The 16744-nt window shown below is 71.8% G+C and carries 17 protein-coding genes; 10 read left to right on the forward strand and 7 right to left on the reverse strand.

All coding sequences use genetic code 11. The annotated features are described in order from the left end of the window. Positions 1–164: 164 nt before the first annotated feature. Positions 165–848, forward strand: coding sequence for an ATP-binding protein (locus ACGFN2_RS09315; protein ID WP_393358778.1), 684 nt, complete (start codon positions 165–167; stop codon positions 846–848). 248 nt (positions 849–1096) lie between these two features. Here ACGFN2_RS09315 and ACGFN2_RS09320 read toward each other — a convergent pair whose 3' ends face one another. Continuing rightward, entirely contained in the window at positions 1097–1894 is a 798-nt protein-coding gene (locus tag ACGFN2_RS09320; RefSeq protein ID WP_393358780.1) for a SigE family RNA polymerase sigma factor, read from the reverse strand. A 225-nt stretch (positions 1895–2119) separates the two neighbouring features. Between ACGFN2_RS09320 and afsQ1 the strand changes: the two genes are divergently transcribed. From afsQ1 to ACGFN2_RS09345, 5 genes are all read left to right on the forward strand, one after another. Continuing rightward, the gene (gene afsQ1 / locus ACGFN2_RS09325) at positions 2120–2797 is read left to right on the forward strand and encodes a two-component system response regulator AfsQ1 (protein ID WP_026169550.1); all 678 of its coding nucleotides are present in this window, start codon (positions 2120–2122) and stop codon (positions 2795–2797) included. Next, positions 2794–4578, forward strand: coding sequence for a HAMP domain-containing sensor histidine kinase (locus tag ACGFN2_RS09330; RefSeq protein WP_362604369.1), 1785 nt, complete (start codon positions 2794–2796; stop codon positions 4576–4578). The genes afsQ1 and ACGFN2_RS09330 overlap by 4 nt, the downstream gene beginning before the upstream one ends. Beyond that, a complete protein-coding gene (locus ACGFN2_RS09335; RefSeq protein WP_362604371.1) occupies positions 4575–5201 on the forward strand; it encodes a hypothetical protein in 627 nt (208 codons plus the stop codon). Before ACGFN2_RS09330 ends, ACGFN2_RS09335 begins: the two co-directional genes overlap by 4 nt. A gap of 104 nt (positions 5202–5305) precedes the next feature. Next, complete coding sequence (locus ACGFN2_RS09340) at positions 5306–5821, forward strand: VanZ family protein (protein WP_393359034.1); 516 nt, start codon at positions 5306–5308, stop codon at positions 5819–5821. A 45-nt stretch (positions 5822–5866) separates the two neighbouring features. Then, positions 5867–6070, forward strand: coding sequence for a PspC domain-containing protein (locus ACGFN2_RS09345; protein ID WP_362604373.1), 204 nt, complete (start codon positions 5867–5869; stop codon positions 6068–6070). A gap of 150 nt (positions 6071–6220) precedes the next feature. Here the strand turns inward: ACGFN2_RS09345 and ACGFN2_RS09350 are convergent, their stop codons facing one another. Further along, positions 6221–6496, reverse strand: a complete 276-nt coding sequence (locus ACGFN2_RS09350; RefSeq protein ID WP_393358783.1) for a hypothetical protein — start codon at positions 6494–6496, stop codon at positions 6221–6223. A 142-nt stretch (positions 6497–6638) separates the two neighbouring features. Further along, positions 6639–7799, reverse strand: a complete 1161-nt coding sequence (locus ACGFN2_RS09355; RefSeq protein ID WP_393358785.1) for an adenosine deaminase — start codon at positions 7797–7799, stop codon at positions 6639–6641. Positions 7800–7902: 103 nt separating this feature from the next. Between ACGFN2_RS09355 and ACGFN2_RS09360 the strand changes: the two genes are divergently transcribed. Continuing rightward, on the forward strand, positions 7903–8718 hold the full coding sequence (locus ACGFN2_RS09360; protein WP_393358787.1) for an alpha/beta hydrolase: 816 nt from the start codon (positions 7903–7905) through the stop codon (positions 8716–8718). A 116-nt stretch (positions 8719–8834) separates the two neighbouring features. On the opposite strand, the gene ACGFN2_RS09365 is transcribed toward ACGFN2_RS09360, so the two are convergent. Beyond that, positions 8835–9878 carry a LysR substrate-binding domain-containing protein gene (locus ACGFN2_RS09365; protein WP_393358789.1) on the reverse strand — a complete coding sequence of 348 codons (1044 nt, stop codon included), beginning with the start codon at positions 9876–9878 and terminating at the stop codon, positions 8835–8837. 35 nt (positions 9879–9913) lie between these two features. Between ACGFN2_RS09365 and ACGFN2_RS09370 the strand changes: the two genes are divergently transcribed. Then, positions 9914–11230 (forward strand): MFS transporter, encoded by a 1317-nt coding sequence (locus ACGFN2_RS09370; protein WP_362604383.1) that lies wholly within the window; start codon positions 9914–9916, stop codon positions 11228–11230. Positions 11231–11335: 105 nt separating this feature from the next. Here ACGFN2_RS09370 and ACGFN2_RS09375 read toward each other — a convergent pair whose 3' ends face one another. Next, a complete protein-coding gene (locus ACGFN2_RS09375; RefSeq protein ID WP_362604385.1) occupies positions 11336–12058 on the reverse strand; it encodes an SDR family oxidoreductase in 723 nt (240 codons plus the stop codon). A 139-nt stretch (positions 12059–12197) separates the two neighbouring features. Between ACGFN2_RS09375 and ACGFN2_RS09380 the strand changes: the two genes are divergently transcribed. After that, on the forward strand, positions 12198–13094 hold the full coding sequence (locus tag ACGFN2_RS09380) for a helix-turn-helix domain-containing protein (RefSeq protein ID WP_393358791.1): 897 nt from the start codon (positions 12198–12200) through the stop codon (positions 13092–13094). 163 nt (positions 13095–13257) lie between these two features. Here ACGFN2_RS09380 and ACGFN2_RS09385 read toward each other — a convergent pair whose 3' ends face one another. Together ACGFN2_RS09385 and ACGFN2_RS09390 are read right to left on the reverse strand one after the other, a co-directional pair. Then, positions 13258–14535 carry a thymidine phosphorylase gene (locus ACGFN2_RS09385; RefSeq protein ID WP_393358793.1) on the reverse strand — a complete coding sequence of 426 codons (1278 nt, stop codon included), beginning with the start codon at positions 14533–14535 and terminating at the stop codon, positions 13258–13260. A 369-nt stretch (positions 14536–14904) separates the two neighbouring features. Continuing rightward, positions 14905–15324, reverse strand: coding sequence for a cytidine deaminase (locus tag ACGFN2_RS09390; protein WP_393358795.1), 420 nt, complete (start codon positions 15322–15324; stop codon positions 14905–14907). 175 nt (positions 15325–15499) lie between these two features. Between ACGFN2_RS09390 and ACGFN2_RS09395 the strand changes: the two genes are divergently transcribed. Further along, complete coding sequence (locus ACGFN2_RS09395) at positions 15500–16720, forward strand: RNA-guided endonuclease InsQ/TnpB family protein (RefSeq protein WP_393358797.1); 1221 nt, start codon at positions 15500–15502, stop codon at positions 16718–16720. The last annotated feature ends 24 nt before the right edge of the window (positions 16721–16744 follow it).

The raw sequence follows: 16744 nt of genomic DNA on the forward strand, positions 1-16744 counted from the left end.
GCCACCTGCCTGTGGTTCGAAGGGGCCGAAGTGCTGTGCGAGCCAACGGATTCGGGTCATCGAGGTAATCGATTGACTGCGTAGCGTAGTTGAGGGCGCGGGGGCCGATCCACCTCGCGCGCCAGGGGTACCCCACACGGCGCAATACGCGACAATGGGTGCCCGTGAGCTCCCACACCGCCAACCGGCCGCCCTCCGCCAAGCTCCCGACTCCGCTCGGGCAGGGAGGTGCCCCCACCCGAGTCGTCCTGCTGACCGGCCCGTCGGGCTCCGGCAAGACGTCGCTGGCCGCGCACAGCGGCCTCCCCGTCCTGAACCTCGACGACTTCTACAAGGAGGGGACGGACCCGACCCTGCCGCAACTGCCCGACGGCGGCGGCGCCGACTGGGACGCGCCGCTCTCCTGGGACGCCGGCGCCGCCCTCGCGGCCATCGCGGCGCTGTGCCGTACGGGGCGTGCCGACGTTCCGGTGTACGACATCGCGACCAGCGCCCGGACCGGTGCGTCGGGGCTGGACCTCGGCGGCGCCCGGCTGTTCATCGCGGAGGGGATCTTCGCGGCCGAGGTCATCGAGGACTGCCGGGCCGCGGGGCTGCTGGCCGACGCGCTGTGTCTGCGCGGGCGCCCCACCACCACCTTCCGCCGGCGGCTGGCGCGGGATCTGCGGGAGGGCCGCAAGTCCGCCCCGTATCTCGTCCGCCGCGGGCTGCGGCTGCTGCGCGACGAGCGGTCGGTGGTCGCCCGGCACACCGCCCTGGGCGCGCACCCCTGCGCCGGGCCGGAGGCGCTGGCCCGTATAGCGGCGGCGGGGACACCGGACACGGTGGGCACGGCCGTACGGTCCTGACCGGCCCGCGCCCGCGGCGTCCATGTCGGCGTCGGCGCACAAGCCGCGCACGGTCCGCGCACAAACGGAGAAGCGGGTTCGGACAGACCCCCCGGCCGTCCGAACCCGCCTTATCTCCCCTGCACTCCCCCGTGCTTCCCCCGTATCCCCTGATACGTCCGGCCTCCGCGGATCGCTCTGCTTCGGCCGGTTCCCCCGTATCCCCCTCGGGCGTTCCCCCCTGGTCCCCCCTCGGGCTCCCCCGGTCCTCAGGCCACCAGCTCGCCGAAGGACTCCTCCTCGTCACGGCCGAAGCTGAGGACCTCGTCCTCGCGCAGCCGGCGCAGCGCGCGCCAGATGCTCGACTTCACCGTGCCGACACTGATGTTGAGAATGTCCGCGATCTCCGGGTCCGTACGGCCCTCGTAGTAGCGCAGCACCAGCATCGTGCGCTGCGTCTCGGGCAGCCGGACCAGCGCCTGCCACAGCACGGCGCGCAGCTCGGTGCCGCGCATCGCGTCCACGTCGCCGGCCGTCTCGGGCAGTTCCTCGGTCGGGTACTCGTTGAGCTTGCGCCGGCGCCAGGCGCTGATGTGCAGATTGGTCATGGTGCGGCGCAGATAGCCGCCGAGCGCCGCCTTGTCACTGATCCGGTCCCACGCCCGGTAGGTCGAGAACAGCGCGCTCTGCAGCAGGTCCTCGGCCTCGTAGCGGTCGCCGGTCAGGTGGTAGGCGGTGGCGTACAGGGAGGCGCGGCGCTCCTGGACGTAGGCGGTGAAGGCCGCTTCGGCCTCGGCCGCCTCCGACGCGGAACGCCGTTCCCCCGTGGCCTCCCCGTACTCCGCTCCCCCGGTATTTCCCCCGTTTTCTCCCCCGTGGGCGGCCTTGCCCCCGTGCCCCGGGCCGATCTCCACCGTCGTGGCGTCGATGGCCACCTTGAAAGGCGGCCGCTGACGCACGACGGTGCGGGTGCACCCCCGTGCTCCACCGGACTTCTCGCCGGACCGGATGACGTCGTGGAGCCGCGTGATAACTGCGCTGGAAGTGGTCCCGTGCAGTGTGTTCATCTCGCGCCCCCCGTCGTAGAGCCAGCTCGTTCGGTGTGTCCCGGTTGTTGATCTCTCCCGGTGCCCAAAAGACTGCCAACCCAGTTTCATCGCGTTGTCCGCCGACTGTCACAGGCCTGTCACAGGGCTCGGTGCGGCGCGTCGCGGGGTGCGGGGCGCGCGGGCCTTGTGTACGTGGGCGCCACTGGTCGATCTCCCGGCGTCCCATGGGCCAGAATGGCTGACGTGCCTTTCCTGTTGCTGATCGAGGACGACGACGCCATCCGCACGGCCCTCGAACTCTCGCTGTCGCGCCAGGGTCACCGTGTGGTGACCGCGGCGACGGGCGAGGACGGCCTGAAGCTGCTGCGTGAGCAGCGCCCGGACCTGATCGTGCTGGATGTGATGCTGCCGGGCATCGACGGTTTCGAGGTGTGCCGGCGGATCAGGCGTACGGACCAGCTGCCCATCATCCTGCTCACCGCGCGTAACGACGACATCGACGTCGTGGTGGGCCTGGAGTCCGGCGCCGACGACTATGTCGTCAAACCGGTCCAGGGGCGGGTGCTGGACGCCCGTATCCGGGCCGTGCTGCGCCGCGGCGAACGGGAGTCCAGCGACTCGGCGACGTTCGGCTCGCTGGTGATCGACCGGTCGGCGATGACGGTCACCAAGAACGGCGAGGATCTGCAACTGACGCCGACCGAGCTGCGGTTGCTGCTGGAGCTGAGCCGCCGGCCCGGTCAGGCGCTGTCCCGGCAGCAGCTGCTGCGGCTGGTGTGGGAGCACGACTACCTGGGCGATTCGCGCCTGGTGGACGCGTGTGTGCAGCGGCTGCGGGCGAAGGTGGAGGACGTGCCGTCCTCGCCGACCCTGATCCGTACGGTCCGCGGTGTCGGCTACCGGCTGGACTCGCCGCAGTGAGGGAAGGGCCCGCGGACGGCGGTGTGACGGAGGAGAGCGTGGGTGGCGAGGCCGGGGACAGCGCCCGGCCCGGGGCGGGCCGGCGGTTACTGCGGGGACTGCGCCGGGCGTCGGGCCTGCTGCGCTGGACGAGCCTGCGGCTGCGGCTGGTCGTGGTCTTCGCGCTGGTGGCGCTGACCGCGGCGGTCTCGGCGTCGGGCATCGCGTACTGGCTCAACCGCAACACCGTCCTGGAGCGCACCCAGAACGCCGTCCTCAAGGACTTCCGCAAGGCGCTGGAGGACAGCACGCGGTCGCTGCCGCTGCGTCCGCGGTGTGCCGAACTCCAGGACGCGGCGCGGCAGATGGCGGCCGGGCCGCAGAACTACGCGGTGCTGCTGATCGGCGTCGACCGCGAGGGCAAGGACTGCGCGGCGACCACGAACAAGGACCTGCTGACGCTGGACGGCGTGCCGCAGTCGCTGCGCACCGCGGTCGACGAGGTGCGCCCGGTCGACGAGTCCAACCGCTATCCGCACCATCTGTACTGGCAGCGCAGGGAGGTCGGGGACGCCCCCTACCTCGTCGCCGGGGCGAAGGTGATCGGCGGCGGGCCCACCGGCTACATGATGAAGTCGCTGGCCACCGAGCGGCAGGACCTCAACTCGCTGGCCTGGTCGCTGGGGATCGCGACCGCGCTCGCGCTGGTCGGCTCGGCGCTGCTGGCGCAGGCCGCCGCGACGACCGTGCTGCGTCCCGTACAGCGGCTGGGCTATGCGGCGCGGCAGCTGGGCGAGGGGCGGCTGGACACCCGGCTGCGGGTGACCGGCACGGACGAACTGGCCGATCTGTCCCGGACGTTCAACCGCACCGCGGAGCGTCTGGAGCAGCGGGTCGAGGAGCTGAGCGGGCGCGAGGCGGCGTCCCGGCGGTTCGTCGCCGACATGTCGCACGAGCTGCGGACGCCGCTGACCGCGATCACCGCGGTCTCCGAGGTGCTGGAGGAGGAGGCGGACTCCCTCGACCCGATGATCGCGCCGGCCGTGCAGCTGGTGGTCAGCGAGACCCGGCGGCTGAACGACCTCGTGGAGAACCTGATGGAGGTCACCCGCTTCGACGCGGGGACGGCCCGGCTGGTACTGGACGATGTCGATGTCGCGGACCAGGTCACGGCCTGCGTCGACGCGCGGGCCTGGCTGGACGCGGTCGAGCTGGACGCGGACCGCGGCATCGTGGCCCGTCTGGACCCGCGGCGGCTCGATGTCATCCTGGCGAACCTGATCGGCAACGCCCTCAAGCACGGCGGCTCCCCGGTGCGGGTGTCGGTGCGCACCGAGGAGGCGGCCGGTGACGGTGCGGGCGGCCGGACCGGCAGCACGGCCGTCACCGGCGGCCCGGCCGTGCCCGAGGCGTCCGGCGGACCGGAGGCCCCCGCGGAGCACCCGGGGCCGGAGCGGCCCGAGGAGGCGGCGGACACGGAGCGGCCCGGGGGCGGCACGCTGGTGATCCGGGTACGGGATCACGGCCCCGGCATCCCGGAAGAAGTCCTTCCGCATGTCTTCGACCGCTTCTACAAGGCGAGCGCGTCCCGGCCGCGGTCGGAGGGCAGCGGTCTGGGCCTGTCGATCGCGCTGGAGAACGCCCATATCCACGGCGGGGAGATCACGGCGGCCAACCTCCCCGAGGGCGGCGCGGTCTTCACCCTGCGGCTGCCGATGGACGCAGCGCCGCTCACGGACGGCGACCGCAGCGACGGCGGCCCGGCCCGCGCGGCCGGCGAGGGCACGGAGGACGAGCGATGACGCCGGTCAGGCGGACGGGGCGGCGCACCGCCGCCGTGGCGGCGCTCGCGCTCGCCGCAGCGGGCTGCGGAATCCGGGGCACGTCGGTCCCGGTCGACGCGGGCGGCGCGCCCTCGCGGGTCAGCTGCCGGGCCCCGGCGGGCGAGCCGGCCCCGAACGCGCCCGGCAGGACCCAGGCCACCGTCTATCTGGTGTGCGGCTCGGCGCTGGCCCAGGTGGAGCGGGCGGTGGCGCTGCCCAAGGGCACGGCGGCCACCGACCCACGGCTGCCGACCGCGCGTGCGCTGCTCAAGGAGCTCCAGCGGCAGCCGTCGACCGACGAGGACCGGGCCGGCTTCAGCAGCGCGCTGCCCCGGGACCTGAAGGTCACGGCGCCGCGCGCGGACGACCCCTCGGACGCGCTGCGGCTGAACATCCGGCCGGACGATCTGCCGTCGTTCGCGCTGGCCCAGCTGGTGTGCACCTACGGCGCGAGCCCGGCGCTGGGCCGGACGCATGCGGCGGTGCTGGGCGGACCGGGCGACGACACCGCGCACCGCTACGACTGCTCCGACGATGTGCTGGCCAATCCGGACATAGCGGAGAACGCCGGGTGGGGTGACCCGTTGTCCGAAGAGGGCTGATACGACGGCCGAGACGGGCACCGTCAGGCGGAACCACAGCCCCCGCCTGTCGCGTCCTGGGCTGTGTGCAGCGTCATGGCCCCGGCACCACCGCCGTTCCCCGTATGCGCGTCACCGGACTTCTCCTCCTCGTGGCGCACCTGTCGACCGTCGGCTGGCTGACGCTGCGTCCGCGCACCGTGCCCTGGGTGTCCGCCACGAATCTCCAGCCGCTGGCGACGATCCGGGCCGAGCTGGCACACGGGCCGTCATGGGAGGCCGTGCAGCATCTGGGCGCTTCGGTGCTGCTGCTGGCGCCGCTGGGGGTGCTGCTGCCGCTCTCGGCGGGCCGGCTGAACGTTTCGCCGCTGGTGTCCCTGACCCGCACGGTGTTCGCCGGGTCGATGATCGCGCTGGCCATCGAGCTGTTGCAGTCAGGGGTGCCCGGCCGGGTCCCGGACATCGACTCGGTGCTGCTCGGCTCCCTGGGAGTGGCCCTGGCGCATCTGGCGGTGGTCCCCGCGGCCCGGCGCCGGCTGCGTCGCCGGTACGGACATCTCAGGGACGTGACCCCGAGGTTCCCCAGGGTTGAACTGGCCCCGCAGGCTGATGCTCTCGTCGGTGGCCGGACCTACCGTTGAGGCATCGGGGCAAACGCCCCACCGAGTCGCAAAGGAGCCGCCATCATGGCCGCCGCACTGGTCCGCCCCCGCAACAACCGAATGATCGCCGGAGTGTGCGCGGGCCTGGCCCGTCGCTTCGGAATGACGCCGACGACCATGCGTGTGATCTTCGTGCTGTCCTGCCTGCTGCCCGGCCCGCAGTTCCTGGTCTACCTGGCGCTGTGGATATTCCTCCCCTCGGAGGAGAGGGCCGCCACCGCCTGGTGACCGCCCCGCGCCGGCGCCCGGCGCAGATGCCGGACCGGCCCCGCGCCGCCCGGGCTCCCGCATGACGATGCCCCGGCCGTACGCACGAGGCGTTCGGCCGGGGCACGGCGCAGGACGCGTCCCTGTCGGGGGACGAGCCGGAGAGCGCGATCAGCCGCCCAGGGGGAGGTTCTTGGTGACGGCGCCGGTCGGCAGGCCGCCGAGCAGCTTGTTGCCGTGCGAGTTGAGCTTGGTCTTGACGTCGTTGCCGGCCGGCTTGGCCTTGGTGAGGCCGGAGACGGTCTTGGTGGCGTCCTTCACCGGCAGGCTCTTCAGCACCCCGGTGGTGTCCAGCGACGGGGCGGCGCTGGCGACGCCCGCTGCGGTGACAACGAAAGCGGCACCGAGCGCGACGGTACCGAGTGTCTTGATGGTTCCCTGCTTCATCGAATTTCGTCCTCGTGATGGGGGCTTGACCGGCAAATCAACCTACTGAGGCGGCAACCGGCGCCGCAAACAGCCACGACGAAAGAAAAAACGGCCGGTGGACATTCCACCGGCCGTTGCGCTATAGGCTCACTCTTGCCCCTTACGCAGGGTCAGAAGTGCTGTTCGCAGGGGGCGTCGTGACCGCCGGGCGGAACAGCCATTCGGCCCGCAGTTCCGCGTAACCGGGCTTGATGACGTCATTGATCATGGCCAGACGTTCATCGAAAGGAATGAACGCTGATTTCATCGCATTGACTGTAAACCACTGCATGTCATCGAGCGTGTATCGAAATGTCTTGACCAGGTGCTCGAATTCCTCGGACATGCTCGTGTGGCTCATCAGCCGGTTGTCGGTGTTGACCGTGAGCCGGAATTGCAGGCGGCGCAGCAGACCGATGGGGTGCTCGGCGTAGGAAGGGGCGGCGCCGGTCTGGAGGTTGGAGGTCGGGCACATCTCCAGCGGGATGCGCTTGTCCCGTACGTACGAGGCGAGCCGGCCGAGCGTGACCGAGCCGTCGTCGGCGACCTCGATGTCGTCGATGATCCGGACGCCGTGGCCGAGGCGGTCGGCGCCGCACCACTGGAGGGCCTGCCAGATCGACGGCAGGCCGAAGGCCTCGCCGGCGTGGATGGTGAAGTGGTTGTTCTCCCGCTTGAGGTACTCGAAGGCGTCGAGGTGGCGGGTGGGCGGGTAGCCGGCTTCGGCGCCCGCGATGTCGAAGCCGACGACGCCGGTGTCCCGGTAGCGGTTGGCGAGTTCGGCGATCTCCAGGGCGCGGGCGGCGTGCCGCATGGCGGTCAGCAGCGCGCCGACGCGGATGCGCCGGCCCTGCTCGCGGGCCCGCCGCTCGCCCTCGCGGAAGCCCTCGTTCACCGCCTCGACGACCTCTTCGAGGGTCAGCCCCTTCTCCAGGTGCTGCTCGGGCGCGTACCTGACCTCGGCGTAGACCACACCGTCGGCGGCCAGGTCCTCGGCGCACTCGGCGGCCACCCGGACCAGGGCTTCGCGGGTCTGCATGACGGCGCAGGTGTGGGCGAAGGTCTCCAGGTAGCGCTCCAGCGAGCCGGAGTCGGCGGCCTCCCGGAACCAGATCCCGAGCTTGTCCGGGTCGGTTTCGGGCAGTCCCTCGTAGCCGTTCTCGCGGGCCAGTTCGACGACGGTGGCCGGGCGCAGGCCGCCGTCGAGGTGGTCGTGGAGCAGCACCTTGGGAGCGCGGCGGATCTGTTCACTGGTCGGCAGGGTGGTGGTCTCGCTCGTCATCTCGGCACTCTAGCCCCTACGCGCGTAGATCTCATCGAACGATACGTAACAGTGACCCGTCCACGGGGTGGCGGGCACGCCTCCTTCTGCCATCGTTCTGGTCATGGCTCAGCAAGCGCTGCCGGTGCGTGAGGCCCGGCTGGGAAAACCGCTGGGAACGGCCGGCAAGGAAGGGGCGCGCGAAGCGCTCCGGCGGAGGGTCGGCGGGCGAGGCGGCGGCCGGGAGGTGAGCGGGGTCGCGCTTTTACTGCCCGGCGGCGGACCGACCGGCATACGGCGCCCGTCGCCGGTGGCCGCACTGGCGGTGCGCCCGCTGGCGGCCCGGCTGGCGAAGGCGGGACGGCCTGAGGGGCTGACGGCCCACGTCGTGCGCTACCGGTGCAGCGGCTGGAACGGGACCGCGGCCCATCCGGCGCGGGACGCGGACTGGGCGCTGGAGGAGGTGGTCCGCCGCTACGGCGACGTCCCGGTCTGCCTCGTCGGTACGGGCATGGGCGCCCGCGCCGCGCTGCACGCCGCGGGCCATCCGGCCGTCAACTCCGTGCTGGCGCTCGCCCCTTGGCTGCCCGACCCGCACCCGGACGGCGAGCAGCCCGATCCGGTGAAACAGCTCATCGGCCGGCAGGTGCTGCTCGTCCACGGCACCAACGACGAGCGCACCGACCCCGACCTGTCCTACCGCTACGCCGAGCGTGCCAAGAAGGTCAACCGCGACATCTGCCGCTTCGAGGTGCACTCCGACGGTCACTCGCTGCATCAGCACCGTGCCGAAGTGCTGGCCCTGGCGGCCGACTTCATGCTCGGCTCGCTGTTCGCCCGGGACTACGCCCGCCCGGTGAAGGACGCCCTGGCCGCGCCGCCGCCCCTGGGCCTGCGGATGCCCCTGGCGGCGGGCTTCGGGGCGTCGCTGCGGCACTGAGCGTTCGCGGGCCCCCGGCCGGCGCGCCCGTCCACCCGGCGGCGCGCCGGGCGGGGGCTCACTGCGGTACCTCCCGTTCGCCCTGAGCACCCCCGCCACCCAGGCCCCAAGCCCCGTCACCTGGGCAGCAACCGCCCCCGCCGGCTCAGCAGGAACCTCTTGAAGGCGGCCACCGGTGGGGTGTCGGGGTGGCCGTCGAGCCAGGCGACGCCGATCTCGCGGACCGCGCGGGGCGCCGTCACGGTCAGCTCGGCGACGCCGGGGCGGGGCACGGCCGGCGGCGGCAGCAGCGCCACGCCCAGCCCGGCCGCGACCAGTCCGCGCAGCGTCTCGGCCTCCTCCCCCTCGAACGCGACCTTCGGGGTGAAGCCCGCCTCGGCACACAGCGCATCGGTGATCCGGCGCAGCCCGTAGCCCGGTTCCAGGGTCACGAACAGCTCGCCCGCGGCCTCCGCGAGCCGGATGCGCTTGCGGGCCGCCAGCGGATGATCGTCCGGGACGACCAGCCGCAGCTTCTGCTCGTCGAGCCGGCGGGCGACCAGGTCCGGGTAGTCGGGCACCGGCGAGGTCAGACACAGATCCAGGTCGCCGACGCGCAGCCGCTCGATCATCGCCTCGCCGTAGTTCTGGACGAGCTGGAAGCGGACGCGCGGGTGGTCGGCGCGGAAGCTGCGGATCAGGCCGGGCACGGTCTCCGACCCGAGGGTGTGCAGAAAGCCGAACGCCACCTTCCCGGCCGCGGGATCGACATCGGCCCGTACGGACTCCGTCGCCCGCTCCAGGTCCGTCAACGCCCGCTCGGTGGAGGCGAGAAAGGCGCGGCCCGCCGGGGTGAGCGAGAGGGTGCGGCCGTGCCGGGCGAAGAGGGCGACGCCGAGGTCCTCCTCCAGCCGCACGAGGGCCCGGCTGAGCGTCGGTTGCGGCATGCCCAGCTCCTGCGCGGCGCGGGTGACGTGTTCGTGCCGGGCGACGGCGGTGAACTGGGCGAGCCGCGGCGCGAGAAGCACCGCCCACGAGTCGGCGCCGAGTTCGGCCACCTCACCGGTGTCCGCCCCGGGCCGGACCGAACCGGCAGTGTCTTTTCTGTTGCGACCTTGCAACAGAGGCCCTTGCGACCTGGGATCATGTGCCACAGCATCGATTATGCCGTTTCCATGCATTGGACGCATGAAACACAGAGGCCTACTTTCGAAACATGCCTCCCGCTGATACCGGGGCGTCCGTCACCGAACGTGCGGCCGCCTCTCCCCAGTCGTCCCCCGACTCCTCCACCACCGCCGCGCCCGACCCCGAAGCGGGCAAGCTGCGGCCGGGCGGCCCCGGCTACCGCCGGATGAGCTTCGCGCTCTTCGCCGCCGGAGTGGCCACCTTCGCCCTCCTCTACTCCACCCAGGCGCTGCTGCCCGCGATCTCCGCCGACCTCGGGGTGAGCCCGGACCAGGCGAGCTGGACCGTGTCCGCGGCGACCTTCGGCCTGGCGCTCGGGGTGATCCCGCTGAGCGCGGTCTCCGAGCGCTTCGGCCGGCGCACCCTGATGATGTGGTCCCTCTCGGTGGCCACGCTGATCGCGATGCTGGTGCCGTTCGCCCCGTCGCTCGGTGCGCTGATCGCGCTGCGCGGCGTCCAGGGTGTCGCGCTGGCCGGGCTGCCGGCCTCGGCGATGGCGTTCCTGGCCGAGGAGGTACGCGCCAGGGCGCTGGTGGCGGCCATCGGACTGTTCGTGGCGGGCAACAGCATCGGCGGGATGTCCGGCCGCATCGTGACCGGCTGGGTCGCCCAGGCCTGGGGCTGGCGGGCGGCGCTCGCCGCGGTGGGCGTGCTGGCCGTGGTGTGCGCGGTGACCTTCCGGGTGCTGGTCCCCAAGGCCCGGCACTTCGTGTCCCGTTCGGTGGGTCCGCGGGCGCTGGCCCGTACGCTCGGCAGCCATCTCGCCGACCCCCTGCTGCGCCGTCTCTACGCCATCGGCGGGCTGTTCATGACGGTCTTCGGCGCGGTCTACACGGTCATCGGCTACCGCCTGGTCTCCGAGCCGTTCAACCTCCCGCAGGGCATCGTCGGTTCGATCTTCGTGGTCTACCTGGTCGGTACGGTCTCCTCGGCCGCGGCCGGAAAGCTGGTCGCCCGGGTGGGCCGCCGCGGCGCCCTGTATCTGGCCGTCTCCACGACCTCCACGGGCCTGCTGCTCTCCCTCTCCGACTCCGTCCACACGGTGCTGGCGGGCCTCGTCCTGATCACCGCGGGCTTCTTCGCGGGCCACGCCGTCGCCTCGTCCTCGGTGAGCCGCACCGCCAAGACGGCGCGCGCCCAGGCCTCGGCCCTGTACCAGTGCGCGTACTACCTCGGCAGCAGCCTGGGCGGCGCGCTGGGCGCCGCCGCCTTCCACGCCGTCGGCTGGGAGGGCACCGTCCTCCTCGGCCTCGTCGCGATGCTCGGCGCCGCCTCGATCACCCTCTACGCCACCCGCAAGGCCGTGGCCGAACGCCGCCTCCTCCACCTGGAGAAGGCCGCGTAACCCCGCAGTCCGAAGGGCCCGCCCTGCCACCTGTCCTGGTGGGGCGGGCCCTTCGTCCTTCTCCGCCGGCCGCCGGGACCGGCCGTCCCCGCGACGCGGTGCCGGTCAGCCTTCCTGGCCGGTGGCGGCGAGCACGATCTCGCGGATGGTGACGTTCTGCGGCTGGCCGTAGGCGTAGGCGATGGCCTCGGCCACGGACCGGACGTCAAGGGCGCCGCCGGCGGACTTCTTCCACTCCTCGTAGTCCTGCTTGATCTGCTCGTCGCTGGTGTGGGAGAGGAGTTCGGTCTCCACGGCGCCGGGGGCGATGGTCACCACGCGCACGCCGGAGGAGGCAACCTCCTCGCGCAGGTTCTCCGACATGGCGTGGACGGCGAACTTGGTGCCCACGTAGGCGGTGTGGTTCGGGAAGGTCTTGCGGCCCGCGACCGAGCTGACGTTGATGATGGTGCCGGTGCCGCGGGCGAGCATGCCGGGAAGGACGGCGCGGATGCCGTACAGCACGCCCTTGATGTTCAGGTCGATCATCCGGTCCCATTCCTCGGCGTCCTGGTCCGCGATCCGGCTCAGGAGCATCGCACCGGCGTTGTTGATGATCGCGTCGGCCGGCCCGAACCGCTCCTCGGCCTCGCGTACCGCGGCCTGGAGCGCGTCGCGGTCGGTGACGTCGACCTTGCGGCACAGGGTCTCGGGCAGATCGAGCTCCGCCAGCTTCTCCAGCCGCCTCGCGAGCAGCAGCAGCGGGTGGCCCTGGGACGACAGGAGACGGGCGGTGGCCGCGCCGATGCCGGAGCTGGCGCCGGTGATGACGATCAGGGGCTTGGACATGGTGATCCCTCTCAGGGAGGCGAACGGGGACGCATTCCAGGAGACCACCACGGGGGACCCGCCGCGCACCGGGACAGGGGGTCTGTCAGCCCCCCTTTCCGCCGGGCGGCCGCGGCACGCAGCGGCCTAGGCTGGAGGGATGAGCACGTCAGCGGGGCGTGAGCCCAACGTCGAGCTGCGCGACTTCCTGCGCTCGCGCCGGGCCCGGACGAGCCCCCACGAGGCCGGCCTGGGCCCGGACACCGGCCGCCGCCGGGTGCCGGGGTTGCGCCGTGAGGAAGTGGCACGGCTGGCCGGCATCAGCGTCGACTACTACGTCCGGCTGGAGCGCGGGCGCAGCACGAACGCCTCCGCGCAGGTCCTGGACGCCATCGCCCGCGCGCTGCGCCTGGACGCGGCCGAGCACGCCCATCTCTTCGACCTGGCCTGCCGGCGGCCGGGCCCGGCCCGCCGCCGCGCGGTGCCGCCGCAGCGCGTACGGCCCGGACTGCTCAGGCTCCTCGGCTCCCTGACCGACATCCCCGCGATGATCATGGGTCACCGGCTGGACGTACTGGCCGCCAACCCCCTCGCCAAGGCCCTGTACACCGACTTCGACGCGCTGCCGCACCGCGAACGCAACCTCGCCCGGTTCATCTTCCTCGACCCCGCCGCCCGCGACCTGCTCGCCGACTGGGACACCGCGGCCCGCGGCACGGTGTCCGTCCTGCGCCTGTACGCGGGGCGCCACCCGTACGACCCCCGCCTGACCGAGCTGATCGGCGAACTGTCCGTACACGACGAGGACTTCCGCCAGTGGTGGGCCGAGCACGACGTCCTCCAATACACCCACGGCACCAAGCACTACCGCCATCCCCTGGTCGGCGAGCTGACTCTCGACTACGAGACCCTCCCCCTGCCCGATGACCCCGACCAGGCCCTTTACCTCTACACCGCCGAGCCCGACAGCCCCTCCGAGCACGCGCTGCGCCTGCTGGGCAGCTGGGCGGCGACGGATTCCACGGCCCGGGACACCGACCGGGAGGACGCGCGGTGAGAACCGCCCGCCCCGGCGGCGGGCCACCTGCGCCCTCCCTACCCACGCATGTGCCGGTGGCCAGGGTCCGGCCTTGCCCCTGCCCGGTGGACGCTGACGAGCGGCACGAGGAGGGCGGGTGGCGGGACGCCCCGGCCCGGAGGGCTCGGGCGTCCCGGCCGCCTCAGGCGATGCGTTCCAGCACGACCGGCGTGGCCGCGAAGGCCGCGTCGCCGGGGCCGATGAGGACGCCGCCGTCGAGGGCCTCCAGGGCGTAGGGGAACTTCTCCGGGGTGTCGGTGTGCAGGGTCAGCAGGGGCTGGCCCGCGGTGACGGTGTCGCCGGGCCTGGCGTGGAGTTCGACGCCCGCGCCCGCCTGCACCGGGTCCTCCTTGCGGGCGCGGCCGGCGCCCAGGCGCCAGGCGGCGAGACCCACGGCGTAGGCGTCCAGCGTGGTGAGGGTGCCGGAGGAGGCGGCGGTGACGACATGCTGTTCGCGGGCCACCGGGAGGGCCGCGTCGGGGTCGCCGCCCTGGGCGCTGATCATGCGGCGCCAGTGGTCCATGGCTGAGCCGTCGGCCAGCGCCTTGGCCGGGTCGGCGTCCTTGAGACCCGCCGCGTCGAGCATCTCGCGGGCGAGGGCGAGGGTCAGCTCGACGACGTCCCGCGGGCCGCCGCCGGCCAGCACCTCGACGGATTCCCGGACTTCGAGGGCGTTGCCTGCGGTCAGGCCCAGCGGGGTGGCCATGTCGGTCAGCAGCGCGACCGTCCGCACCCCGTGGTCGGTACCCAACTCGACCATGGTGGAGGCCAGTTCGCGGGCGTTGTCGAGGTCCTTCATGAAGGCGCCGGAGCCGACCTTGACGTCCAGGACGAGGGAGCCGGTGCCCTCGGCGATCTTCTTGGACATGATCGAGGAGGCGATGAGCGGGATCGACTCGACGGTGCCGGTGACGTCGCGGAGCGCGTAGAGCTTCTTGTCGGCGGGGGCGAGACCGTCGCCGGCGGCACAGATGACGGAGCCGACGTCGCGCAGCACGTTCAGCATCTCGTCGTTGGAGAGCGCCGCGCGCCAGCCCGGGATGGCCTCCAGCTTGTCGAGGGTGCCGCCGGTGTGGCCCAGGCCCCGGCCGGAGAGCTGCGGCACAGCCGCCCCGCAGGCGGCGACCAGCGGGGCGAGCGGCAGCGTGATCTTGTCACCGACGCCGCCGGTGGAGTGCTTGTCGGCGGTGGGACGCGGCAGCGACGAGAAGTCCATGCGCTCACCGGAGGCGATCATCGCGGCCGTCCAGCGGGCGATCTCCGTGCGGTTCATGCCGTTGAGGAAGATCGCCATCGCCAGGGACGACATCTGCTCGTGAGCGACCTCGCCGCGGGTGTAGGCGTCGATGACCCAGTCGATCTGATCGGGGGTCAGCTCACCGCGGTCGCGCTTGGTGCGGATGACGGAGATGGCGTCCATGGACGGTTCCTTTCGAACGGGTAGGTACGTTCTACACGCATAGATGCCGGGGTGGCCAGGGACGGCCCCGGAGGGCCGGACGCGGTGGGCTTCCTCGATGAGTTCGGCGGCGGAGTCGAGTTGCACCCTGACGACGGCGTGTCAGCGCCGGCGATGTCCGATGGTTCGAGCCGGAAGAAATCGATGCGCTCCCGATGGCCCCGCATCCGAAAGCGCGTGAACGACTGGCGCGACGGCAATATGCCTGCTGCACGGTAGACGGCCGCCGCGCACGGAAGTCGCCTTCGATCGCCTCACCGGACGCGTTCAGTGTTTCCCGAAGGCCGTCAACGCTGGAGGAGGCGGATCTTCCTGGCCGCGCCCGCCCCCTCACCCCCTCAAATGCCCCGCCCCGAACGCGTCCGGCAGCAGCTCCGACAGGGGACGGATGCCCGCCGCCGTGTCGCAGAGGAGGTTCGGGCCGCCGTGTTCCCACAGGAGTTGGCGGCAGCGGCCGCACGGGACGAGGAGGTCGCCCGCCCCATCCACGCAGGTGAAAGCGGTCAGGCGGGGCGGGGGGCCGCTGGTGTCGGTGCGGTCCGTGAACAGGGCCGAAACCAGGGCGCATTCGGCGCACAGGGACAGTCCGTAGGAGGCGTTCTCGACGTTGCAGCCGGTGAGGGTGCGGCCGTCGTCCACGAGGGCGGCGGCGCCTACGGGGTAGCCGGAGTACGGGGCGTAGGCCCGGGACATCGCGTCCCGGGCCTGCGCGCGCAGTGCGGTCCAGTCGACCGGAACCAGTGAGGTCATCACATTCTCCTTCGTGGATTCCTCCAGCTACGGGGGAGGAAACGAAACTCCTGTGGAGCAGGGCAGTGGTAGCCATATCGCTGTCAGGGTGATACGGCGTTCACCCGCCGGGGTGCGGCAGGCGATATTGGGCTGAATGCAGCAACTGACCTATCTCCCAGCTAGGTTGGCGGCTATGGCGACAGCGGCAACTGACGGCGTCGGGCATGCCCGGCACACCTACAGGCTTCGCGTGTCGTCCACGGCCCGCACCGCGCTGCTCGCGGAGTGGGACCGTTGCCGGTGGGTGTGGAACGAGTGCGTGGCAAAGTCCAAGGCCATCCACCTCCACAACCTCAACAACCCCGAGGACACCCTCACGTGCGGCCCGGTGGTACTCAGCAAGATGCTGACGGAAGCACGTGCCCGCGCCCCATGGCTGCGGGAGGGGGCCTCGGTACCGCAGCAGCAGCTGATACGCGACTTCGGCAAGTCCCGGGCCAAGGCCCTGAAGGACATCCGGGAGCGACTGCCTATGTACCGCCGGGCCGGTATGCCCAAGTGGAAGAAGAAGGACCAGGCAGACCCGACGTTCGAGTACACCCGGCGCGGCTTTCGCCTCACCGGCGGGCGTCTGCACCTTGCAGGCGGGATCGTTCTGACTGTGGTGTGGTCCCGCGACCTGCCCGCAGAGCCATCCTCGGTGCGCGTGTACCGCGATGGCCTCGGCCACTGGTACGCGAGCTTCGTCACCCCCGCCCAGGCCCAATTGCTGCCCGAAACCGGGCACCACATCGGCATCGACTGGGGCGTGCGGGAAATCGCGACCACCACCAGCGACGACCATGACCTTCCCCACGCCGAGTACGGCAGAGAAGCCGGCAAGCGACTGGCCCGCTACCAGCGCATGATGTCCCGCCGTGAACGCCCGAAGGGGAAGGCTCAGACACGGGGCTACCGCGCTGCCAAGCGGCAGGTGGCGAAGCTGCACAAGAAGGTCGCCCGGCAGCGACAGGACACCTGCCGTAAGTGGGCCAAGAAGGTCGTCCGCGACCATGACGCCATCGCGGTTGAGGACTTTCATCCGAAGTTCCTCGCGAAGTCCCGAATGGCCCGCAAGGCGGCCGACGCCGCGATCAGCGCGACAAAGGCGGCCTTGGTCGAGATGGGCCGCAAGCACGGGCGGGACGTCCGACTCGTGCACCCGGCGCACACCACGATGGACTGTGCGCAGTGCGGAGCGAGAGCCAAGCACGCACTGCCTCTTTCCGAACGTACCTACAACTGCACCGCGTGCGGAGCCGTGTCCCCCAGGGACAAGAACTCCGCACGCGTGGTGCTGTTCCGGGCTGGTCTCGACCCGGCTGGTGCTGATCGCGTAAGACTCGTTCGCTCACTGAGTGACCAAGCGGCGTGAGCCAGGAATTCCCCTCATGCATGA

The sequence above is a fragment of the Streptomyces sp. NPDC048612 genome (assembly GCF_043199295.1).
Taxonomy (GTDB): domain Bacteria; phylum Actinomycetota; class Actinomycetes; order Streptomycetales; family Streptomycetaceae; genus Streptomyces.

Coding starts and splice junctions, on each gene's coding strand:
- ACGFN2_RS09320 (WP_393358780.1), bottom strand. CDS start 1,894: ATGAACACACTGCACGGGACCACTTCCAGCGCAGTTATCACGCGGCTC.
- ACGFN2_RS09350 (WP_393358783.1), bottom strand. CDS start 6,496: ATGAAGCAGGGAACCATCAAGACACTCGGTACCGTCGCGCTCGGTGCC.
- ACGFN2_RS09360 (WP_393358787.1), top strand. CDS start 7,903: ATGGCTCAGCAAGCGCTGCCGGTGCGTGAGGCCCGGCTGGGAAAACCG.
- ACGFN2_RS09370 (WP_362604383.1), top strand. CDS start 9,914: ATGCCTCCCGCTGATACCGGGGCGTCCGTCACCGAACGTGCGGCCGCC.
- ACGFN2_RS09395 (WP_393358797.1), top strand. CDS start 15,500: ATGGCGACAGCGGCAACTGACGGCGTCGGGCATGCCCGGCACACCTAC.
- ACGFN2_RS09355 (WP_393358785.1), bottom strand. CDS start 7,799: ATGACGAGCGAGACCACCACCCTGCCGACCAGTGAACAGATCCGCCGC.
- ACGFN2_RS09345 (WP_362604373.1), top strand. CDS start 5,867: ATGGCCGCCGCACTGGTCCGCCCCCGCAACAACCGAATGATCGCCGGA.
- ACGFN2_RS09335 (WP_362604371.1), top strand. CDS start 4,575: ATGACGCCGGTCAGGCGGACGGGGCGGCGCACCGCCGCCGTGGCGGCG.
- ACGFN2_RS09390 (WP_393358795.1), bottom strand. CDS start 15,324: ATGACCTCACTGGTTCCGGTCGACTGGACCGCACTGCGCGCGCAGGCC.
- ACGFN2_RS09340 (WP_393359034.1), top strand. CDS start 5,306: ATGCGCGTCACCGGACTTCTCCTCCTCGTGGCGCACCTGTCGACCGTC.
- ACGFN2_RS09375 (WP_362604385.1), bottom strand. CDS start 12,058: ATGTCCAAGCCCCTGATCGTCATCACCGGCGCCAGCTCCGGCATCGGC.
- ACGFN2_RS09365 (WP_393358789.1), bottom strand. CDS start 9,878: ATGCATGGAAACGGCATAATCGATGCTGTGGCACATGATCCCAGGTCG.
- ACGFN2_RS09380 (WP_393358791.1), top strand. CDS start 12,198: ATGAGCACGTCAGCGGGGCGTGAGCCCAACGTCGAGCTGCGCGACTTC.
- ACGFN2_RS09385 (WP_393358793.1), bottom strand. CDS start 14,535: ATGGACGCCATCTCCGTCATCCGCACCAAGCGCGACCGCGGTGAGCTG.